The organism is Clostridium grantii DSM 8605, from assembly GCF_900129965.1.
Classification (GTDB): Bacteria; Bacillota; Clostridia; order Clostridiales; family Clostridiaceae; genus Clostridium_AF; species Clostridium_AF grantii.
This window is the reverse complement of the sequence record NZ_FQXM01000035.1, coordinates 21,330-30,432: the sequence shown is the minus strand read 5'-3', so window position 1 is coordinate 30,432 and position 9,103 is coordinate 21,330. Positions and strand designations below refer to the sequence as shown.

General features: G+C 27.2%; 8 protein-coding genes. 2 read left to right on the top strand and 6 right to left on the bottom strand.

Features of this window, described 5'->3' with window-relative positions:
- Nucleotides 1–161: helix-turn-helix domain-containing protein (locus tag BUB83_RS19110; RefSeq protein WP_143160523.1), on the top strand; the 161-nt coding region annotated here is incomplete at its 5' end.
- 308 nt (nt 162–469) lie between these two features.
- Here BUB83_RS19110 and BUB83_RS19105 read toward each other — a convergent pair.
- From BUB83_RS19105 to BUB83_RS22060, 5 genes are all read right to left on the bottom strand, one after another.
- The gene (locus BUB83_RS19105; protein ID WP_242950720.1) at nt 470–1,363 is read right to left on the bottom strand and encodes a carbohydrate ABC transporter permease; all 894 of its coding nucleotides are present in this window, start codon (nt 1,361–1,363) and stop codon (nt 470–472) included.
- 10 nt (nt 1,364–1,373) lie between these two features.
- Complete coding sequence (locus BUB83_RS19100; RefSeq protein ID WP_084133692.1) at nt 1,374–2,288, bottom strand: ABC transporter permease; 915 nt, start codon at nt 2,286–2,288, stop codon at nt 1,374–1,376.
- Nucleotides 2,289–2,347: 59 nt separating this feature from the next.
- Nucleotides 2,348–3,955, bottom strand: a complete 1,608-nt coding sequence (locus BUB83_RS19095) for a type 2 periplasmic-binding domain-containing protein (protein WP_073340719.1) — start codon at nt 3,953–3,955, stop codon at nt 2,348–2,350.
- 257 nt (nt 3,956–4,212) lie between these two features.
- Nucleotides 4,213–6,498 (bottom strand): AraC family transcriptional regulator, encoded by a 2,286-nt coding sequence (locus BUB83_RS19090; protein WP_073340718.1) that lies wholly within the window; start codon nt 6,496–6,498, stop codon nt 4,213–4,215.
- A 111-nt stretch (nt 6,499–6,609) separates the two neighbouring features.
- A complete protein-coding gene (locus BUB83_RS22060; protein ID WP_159434117.1) occupies nt 6,610–6,759 on the bottom strand; it encodes a hypothetical protein in 150 nt (49 codons plus the stop codon).
- Nucleotides 6,760–7,170: 411 nt separating this feature from the next.
- Here BUB83_RS22060 and BUB83_RS19085 point away from each other — a divergent pair, with 411 nt between their 5' ends.
- Nucleotides 7,171–8,037 carry an AraC family transcriptional regulator gene (locus BUB83_RS19085; protein ID WP_084133690.1) on the top strand — a complete coding sequence of 289 codons (867 nt, stop codon included), beginning with the start codon at nt 7,171–7,173 and terminating at the stop codon, nt 8,035–8,037.
- Nucleotides 8,038–8,072: 35 nt separating this feature from the next.
- Here the strand turns inward: BUB83_RS19085 and BUB83_RS19080 are convergent, their stop codons facing one another.
- Entirely contained in the window at nt 8,073–9,074 is a 1,002-nt protein-coding gene (locus BUB83_RS19080; RefSeq protein WP_073340716.1) for an AraC family transcriptional regulator, read from the bottom strand.
- Between the last annotated feature and the right edge of the window lie 29 nt (nt 9,075–9,103).

The following is a 9,103-nucleotide window of genomic DNA, read 5'->3' as shown; positions in this document are numbered from 1 at the left end:
CATATGCAAAAAATTTACTAACTAATACTAATATGAGTATATTAGATATTTCAATGGAAAGTGGTTTTGAAAATTTAAGCCATTTCTATCACTTATTCAAAAAAAATTTCCAAGTTACACCTGCAAAATTCAGAAAAATCAATAACTCTATGTATCTATAGACTCTATTTATTTCCATAATTGTTTTTTAGAAGTCTGTTACTTACATTTATATATACTCCACACTTACTTATTCATCAAGAATTTATTATTTTTGGTATCGAACCAAAAATAATAAGGGCTATCCATCTCCCATTTATAGAAGATAGAAGAATTCCGCCCTTTTAGTTAAATGGTATTTTAAGTTTATTACTTAAAATACCATTTTTGTAAATTATTTTCCTCTAATACTACTTTTTTTAAATTATTAGGTTCTGAATGTAATCATTCAAAATTTTTTGGAACAAAAGTAAGTAGTGTAAAACTATTTTTATCCTTTTACAGCTCCTATCATAACACCCTTTGCAAAATATTTTTGTATGAAAGGATACACAAATAGTATTGGAAGTGTTGAAACTACTATTGTTGCATATTTAACAGTTTCAGCTATACCAACTGCATCCACCGCATTTGATGATGATATTCCAGCTGCACCAGGATCACTACTTAATAATATTTCCCTTAAGATAATCTGAAGTGGAAATTTAGCTCTATCTGAAAGAAATAAAGAGGGCCAAAACCACCCATTCCATGTAGCTACACCATAATATAAAAACATTACTGCAATTACAGGTTTGCTTAAAGGTATTACAATTCTAAAAAGAATTGTCCAATGGCTTGCTCCATCTAATTTAGCCGATTCCTCAAGAGAATCCGGTATAGCTGCAAAGGATGTTCTCATTATAATCATATTATATACATTTATTGAAAAAGGTAGTATTAATGCTAATAGACTATCTCTTAAATGTAAATTTTTAATTACAAGGTAAAAAGGGATCATTCCACCTTGAAAAAACATAGTGAAAATAATGAAAAACATAATAACATTTTTCCACAAAACATTTTTTCTTGATAATACATAAGCTGCAAGCGATGTCATAACCACCTGATATGGAATTCCAAAGACTAATAATAGAATAGTGTTTTTATACCCTCTAAATATATTTCCATTTTTAAAAACTGCTTTATATGCTTCTAAGTTAAAATTTCCTACTGGCTTAAGCAGTAATCCACTTTGTTTCATCAATTCGCTTCCGTCACTAAAAGATGCAAATGCTACATAAAGTAAAGGATATAATGCTACCAATGATATCATACCCAACACTATATAATTAATTGTTGTAAATACCTTATAACTAGTTGATATCTTCATTTTATTTGACATAATATTCTCCTTACCATAAACTTGTTTCGCTAAAGCGCTTACTGATTCTATTGGCCATAATAAGTAATATAAAGTTCAATAAAGAATTAAACAAACCAATTGCAGTACTATAACTCCAGTTCAGTTCAAGCAGCCCTGTTCTATAAACATAAGTTGATATAACATCTGCCACTTCATATATACCAGGATTGTACAACAAAATTATTTTTTCAAATCCAATTGTTAATAAATTACCTAATCTCAAAATTAATAATATAACAATGGTAGAACTTATAGCCGGCAATGTTACATTAATGGTCTGTTTCCATCTATTAGCTCCGTCAATTCTAGCCGCTTCATAGAGCTGTTCATCCACACCTGAAAGTGCTGCTAAATATATTATGGAATTCCACCCAATTTGCTGCCATATATCTGAACTAATAAATATTGTTCTAAAATAGTTTATTTGATCTAACAAAGGCATTCTTTGTCCACCTAAACTACTTATAATATCATTAATTAACCCATCACTTCCAGAAAAGTTCTTAATTAAACCTGCAATAACAACCAAAGAAACAAAATGTGGCAAATAAGTAATTGTTTGAACCGTTTTTTTAAACAGTTTACCTTTAACTTCATTTAATAGCAATGCCAAAATAATTGGGGCTGGAAATCCCCATATAAGAGAATATAAACTTAATAGAAATGTATTTTTTAAAACCCTCCAAAAATATACGCTACTAAAAAAACGTGCAAAATGTTTCATCCCTACCCAATGACTTCCACCTATTCCTTTAATTGGCGAATAGTCTTTGAAAGCAATAATTGCTCCATACATAGGAACATACATAAAAACAACGAAAAAAACAATTACAGGTAATATCATTAAATATAAACTTTTATTATTTTTAAAATCAGATTTTATTTTCTTACAAAATTCCTGCATAATTACTCCTTTCTTTAAACGGTACTTAGCGCTTAAATACGCTAAGTACCAACAAATAACTATCTCTTATTATATCTTTCTAATGCTGATGTATATATTTCAGTAGCACGATCTATATTCATATTTTTAATGTTTTCTACATATTTATCATAATTATCTAAACTTTCTGCCCCAAATATAAATTTATAAAACATTTCATCTCTATATGTATTAATCTCAGACATAATAGAAGATAATTCTTCACTTTCTTCAGCCAAAGGAGTTACTTGTGGCAATTGATACTTTGCAACATCTGAGTAAGTCCATTTTTCATTAGCCTCTTTTTGTTCCTTGTAAGTTGCCCCATATTGTTCATATAAACGTTGATCCATAATAAATGGACCATAATAGGTTCCACGCAAATATAATGTAGAAGCTGCAAAAGCTGATAAACCATTAGGATTCTTTAAAATAAGGTCTGTTAATACAGGATATCCATCCACCATATTATAAGATTCACCCTCTACACCAAAGTTATTCACCATGGTTCCTTCTTCTGAGTAATTCCAATCAAGTAAACGAATTGCTGTTATAACATCTTTACAAGAAGTTGTAATACAAGCTCCATTTCCTTGAACTGCAAAAGTTTTTTGAGCAAATTTAGGTTTTTCACCTTTGACTAATGTTGGATACTTCACTCCAATGAAATTAAAATTTTCATCCCCTTGTGTAGAATCTCTCCATCCACCTAAAGTACCTCCTCTAGGACCCATAGAAGCTCCTGATTGTTCAGACAACATTTTAGCTGTAATTTGAGTTCCATCTAATGAAGCTATATCTGCATCAATCAATCCTTCTTCATACCATTTTTTAAATTCTGCTAAAAACTCTTTATATTCTGGTTGAATAGATCCAAACTTGATTTCTTTATTCTCATCTAGGTAAAAATCTTTTGCTATACCATAAGCTCCAATAAAAAGACTTCCTTTATCAGTAGTAAGCTGCTTAGGATCAAAGGATAATGGAGATTTGACACCGTTTTCTTTGAAAGTTTTTAACATAGTGTACCACTCATCCATAGTTTCAGGTTCCTGAAGATTATACTTATCTAGCATAGCTTTATTAACAATAGGTCCGAAAAAAGTCAATAGTTGTTCATCGCCTCTAATTAACGGAAAATTATATATCTTGCCTGTATCTGTTTTTACCATTTTCATCACTTCAGGATTTGCTTCTAGATACTTCATTAAATTTGGTGCGTATTTTGGTATCAATTCTGTTAAATCTACAATAACACCATCACTAATAGCTTTCTCAGGTCCTCCCAAATAATCAGTCAAGAAATTGTACTCTACGATATCTGGAAACTCTCCTGATGCAACCATTAAGTTCATCTGTTCTTTTTCTTGTCCTTTTACTGGATGAATATATTTGTAATTAGCCCCTGATAATTTTTTAACAGTTTCACCATATGGTGTAGTTCCTAAATCCTTATCCGTTGCTGTTGAATCTGGCCCAATCATTCTATATGTTAGTTCTGGCGCATCTTGAATTGGGTATGTTGTAGTTGTTGTTTCAGTTGTGTCAATACTTTCTTCATTATTTTTACTCTCATTTTTTGTTCCACATGCTGTTACACTAAGTAATAATAAAATTGCTAATGAACATGATATTATTTTCTTATTCATTACAAAACCCCCTGTATTTTTTTGAAATACTATTTTTATTTTGTGCCGGTCACAGGATAATCATATACGAATCCTTCACCTGTTGTAAATATACAATTATGAAAACGATGAACAAAACTCTAACCAAGCCATACTTCTTTTATGAAATCATGGACAATTTCTTGAATTTCTATTATTGTACAAAAAAATAGAATTGTTTCAAAAAATAATGGTAATTTAAAATTGATTTGTTATCAACTTTAAATTACCATATTATTTTAATTATCCTTCAATTGCCTGTACTGTCCTGGAGTTAATCCATAATACTTTTTAAACATACGTATAAACACATTGCTATGAGAATATCCAACTTTTTCAGAAATGACATTAATATTATCACTTGTTCTCACCAATAATTTTTTAGAAGCTTCCATCCTCACTTTATTTACATAATTTAGAATTGAATCTCCTACTTCCTCCTTATATAGCTTAGATATATAAGAAGGAGACATTTCATAAACATCTGCAATTAAAGAAACATTAAGATCCATGTTACCATAATTTTTTTCAATATACTCTTTGATTTTATTGCTAATATTTTCATTGTTCTTTTCTTCATTCTCCTGTGATAAAAACTCACATATTTGTTTTATCACATTAATTATAACCGTCTCCATAGCTTCAATATCTTCAGCTTTCATCAATCTTTTAATAGGAAGAATGCTTTCCATATGCTTTACAGCTTTTTCACTTGTAACTGCTTTTAAAACTGAACCCATCAAATCAAACATAAGACATTTAATATATTCTACTGCAATAAAATTTTCATTTGTATGTTCTTTAATTACACCCTGAACTAATATAATTGCTTCATCAGATTTTCCTAGTTTTACTAGATTGGTTAATTTATATTCATTTTCAATACTATAGCAATAATTTTTCTTGGATTTTAAAATATCTTTATACTCTATAAAAGCAACATTTCCCAACAAGTGATTATATGTGAGCGCTTCCAATGCTTCGTTATATCCTTGTGACACCCCCATCAAATTATTATGTACATTACTTAAACTCATAGTCAAATCTATACCATATTTGTCATGAATGGAATTCCAACTTTTACTTAGTACCTCCATTAAGTATATTTGTGTTTTCTTTTCTTCTTTTGTAAAATGACATATACATGCTATCAATTTATCAATTTTTACTATATTTATACTAAAATATTCTTTAGTGCTATCTTTAAACACATTAACAATAATATCCCTAGCCAATTCAATATCCATTTTTTTTGGATTTTCTTCTTCAATATCAACAAATCCATTAATTTTAATAATAATAACTTGATGACTCTCACCATAAAAATTCACTTTATATTCACTTAATAAATCATAAATAATCTCTTCTGTTTCATAATTTCCTCTTAACCATTTTGTCAAAGTAAGATTTTTAAGTACATTTTCTTGCTTGCTTAATTGTTTTTCCATCTTTTCTTGGAACTCTTTATTTTTTTGTATTGTTTTTTCAATAAAGTCGTATTCATTTCCTATATTATCATTTTCAGGAGACTTTAGCTTTTTAACTAACACTTTTATGGGTTTATGTAGTTTTACCGTAATAATGTAAGCAAGAAACATACTTACTAAAGCAAATATTAAAATCATAATAATAAAAACATCTTTAATTTTATTTGATTCTTTATAATATTCACTTTCATTAATAATCCTTACATATTTCCAGTCAAACGCTTGTGATTTAGTGGCATAAACAACCATTTTTTCCCCATTAATTTTTATCTGCTCAATTTCATCTTCCTTAATATCGTCATATTTCATTTGTACTGGCAATCCATCAATTCCTTTTGAATATATCAAGACATTTCTACTATCAACAATAAAAAATGATCCTTCATCCAAAAAAACATCTTTCTCGAATTGCTCATAAAACTTTTTATAATCTAATTCCATTATGACTGTTCCCAATTGCTTATTAGCACTAAAAGGAATGCTTTTTAAATATACCAGTCTATTCTTATGTTCCGCCATTCCCGTTAATACATTCAACGGAATTATTTCTCTTTTATATTTTTCCCCCATTAATTCTTTAAATTTATCAGAATTTATATTAAATACGGATTGAGCAAATACATCTAGCATGTCCTCTTTATACAATGCACTATTAGATAAAATAAGATTTCCTTCAATGGCATAAAGATAAATCTCTTTTGTGAAAGTGTTAGTATTGTTATACAATATCATATTCTCTATAATGTTATATGTTATTTGTGGAAAATCTTCACGTTCTCTTTGAGGATTATAATTTAAGATAGTATAAATATTTTTATTTAATCCTATTGTATAAGCTGTTATATCTAAATTCTTTAATTGTTCATCCAAGGATCTTTTAACTTGAGATAAATAAGATTTATTTAACTTATCAAGAGATTTTTTCATATTGCTACTATAAACAGAATAAATCTGCAAAATAAATGCTATTGATATAACTATAAAAACTAGATAAGTTAAAAACCATTTACCAAACAAAGATTTTCTATTTTGTTTCATACTAACACCCCTATTTTATTAATAAAAAACTAGAAAAGCTGTTTATTTATTTAACTTATTATACATATAATATATGATTAAGTAAAATAAAAATCACTACTGGATTTTATTCTAATAGTAATCTTTAAAATGAACTACACCCATACGCCCATCAACTTTTGGAATCCAATCTTGTGGAGTACAACCTCCTTGTTGAACCCAATATGTATCTAATTCAAATTGTACGTATCTATGATCAAAACTTTCAAAAAGAATATCCATACCTGTTTTCCATCATATTTTTAGAACTCAAAATCATGATTATGATAAACTAATTTCAGACATTTGAATAGCCGTATATCCCATATTCCTAACTCTTTTGAATGTTTCTCTCATATCCTCTAGTATTGTCATATAATCCATAAGTGTAACCATTTGTGCTGCTATTTTAAAATTTATTTTTATTTTTCTCTATGCTTTTAAATTATTAATAGTTGAACTAGGCTCCCTATATAAATTCTTTAATTGATTTTTTTCTTATATGTTTATTATAAAAACAATTTGTTGAAACTGATTTGTCATTATTGCTTTTTATATTGCAAATATTGCGATATAATAAAGGTACTATCACCACCTAAATATATTTATGATAACAAATTCAGTTATTAAATTGTTACTATTGAGATTAAAGGAATGATAATATTGAGTAAATCTATGGTAAATATAAACACCAATCCAAATAATATTTTTTATATCTATTCTAAAAGCGAAAGCTGTAAAGTAGATAATCATTTAAACGATTCTTATGAAATATTTATGGCCCTTTCTAATAATATTAAGTATTTTGTAGAAGGTAGCATGTATGAACTTTCTAAAGGAGATATTATTATTACTACTGATTTAGAAGTGCATCGCCCTCAAGTAATTAATAGCGATCCTTATGAAAGAAGATTCATACAATTTAAGCCACAATTTTTTTCACAAATATTAGATGCCGAATATAATCCTTTAAAAATTTTTACTAGAAGAGTAGCTGGGAAAGGTAATAAAATAAGTTTATCTTTACATAAAAATACCCCTATACTATCTTATTTTGATTCTATTGGAGATTGCTATAAAAAAGGGGATGCAAAAAATAATCTATTAATGTATAGTTATATGATTCAATTATTAATTTGTTTAGATGAAATTTATATAGCAAATACTAATTCTCTAAAAACATTGAAAAATATTGATAATAGAGTGACAAAAGTTCTTACATTTATCGAAGACAATTATAAAAATAAAATAAGTTTAGATATTTTATGTGAATCCTTATTTATTGATAAATTTTACATGTCTCATTTATTTAAAGAAGCTACAGGATTCACTATTGTTGAATACATACAATCTAAAAGAATACAAAATGCAAAAAAGTTGATTATGCAAGGTAAGTCTATGACTGAGGTTTGTTATTCCAGTGGTTTTGAAGACTATTCTAATTTTTATAAAACTTTCAAAAAATTAGTTAAGTTATCTCCCAAAAAATATAGCAAAAAATATAGTGATAGTTCTAGATAATTAAAAAAGCCTTCCGCAAGCTGAAAACTTTTTTATCAATTTTTATTTCTGTATTCTACAGGAGTAACATTAAATTTTTTCTTGAATAATTTATAAAAGTAACTTAAATTGCTATATCCTACATATTGCATAATTTCTTGAATTGTAAAACTTGAATTTTTAAGAAGATTACAACTTTCTTTTAACTTTATATCTTGCAATAATGTGGTAAAACTCTTGCCAGTAGAATTCTTTATAAATTTACTAAGATAATCTGGATTAAAATGAAAAAATTCTGCTGTTGATTTCAAATCTGCATCTTTATAGTTTTTTAATAAATATTTATTTACCTCTTTAATAACAACTTCATTTAAATCATTAGCCTTTGTGTTACCCATAGTTTCTTTATATTCCCTTAAAAACTCAGTAAATAAAAGTAAAATATATGCATGAATAGCCGGCTCATATGATACTTTTTTATTATAATATTCCCACAATAATCTTTTCATAATTATTTGAACTAATTCATTTTTACTTGAATTAAACATCAAAAACTGACTATTTTCTTTTTTATGGTAAAAAGTCTTTATTATGAATTTTGACATTATATCATTTTCAGATAAAAAACTCATAAACATACTATTAAAAAAATCCCCAGTCATAATAATATTTATGGCTATATCGTCTTCACTTGCCATTTCAATTGAATGAACAACATTCATATCTAATATGCATAACTCACCTTTTTTTATCTTAATTTCTTTTCCACTTATTCTTTGATTTATTTCTCCGCTATAAACGTATATAAGTTCTATATAATCATGTTTGTGTTCCCCGAAGCTTACAAACCTCTTATGCTTATGAATAGAGAAGTTTTCATTTTCTTTCATAAGCTTACTACTATTTATTATCCATTTTTCTTCACTTCTACTTATAGAGTATACTTTTCTTATTGTACTTTCTATAAAATTTTTACTACTTTTATCTGACAATTCTTTGAAAAGTTTTTCTTCCTCATCTAATTGTCTTAACTGTTTATCTAATTCTATAAAATTCATATTATCACCTTTTCAATAAGTATAAATAG

Coding starts and splice junctions, on each gene's coding strand:
- BUB83_RS19095 (WP_073340719.1), bottom strand. CDS start 3,955: ATGAATAAGAAAATAATATCATGTTCATTAGCAATTTTATTATTACTT.
- BUB83_RS19085 (WP_084133690.1), top strand. CDS start 7,171: ATGATAATATTGAGTAAATCTATGGTAAATATAAACACCAATCCAAAT.
- BUB83_RS19080 (WP_073340716.1), bottom strand. CDS start 9,074: ATGAATTTTATAGAATTAGATAAACAGTTAAGACAATTAGATGAGGAA.
- BUB83_RS19100 (WP_084133692.1), bottom strand. CDS start 2,288: ATGCAGGAATTTTGTAAGAAAATAAAATCTGATTTTAAAAATAATAAA.
- BUB83_RS19105 (WP_242950720.1), bottom strand. CDS start 1,363: ATGTCAAATAAAATGAAGATATCAACTAGTTATAAGGTATTTACAACA.
- BUB83_RS22060 (WP_159434117.1), bottom strand. CDS start 6,759: ATGGATATTCTTTTTGAAAGTTTTGATCATAGATACGTACAATTTGAA.
- BUB83_RS19090 (WP_073340718.1), bottom strand. CDS start 6,498: ATGAAACAAAATAGAAAATCTTTGTTTGGTAAATGGTTTTTAACTTAT.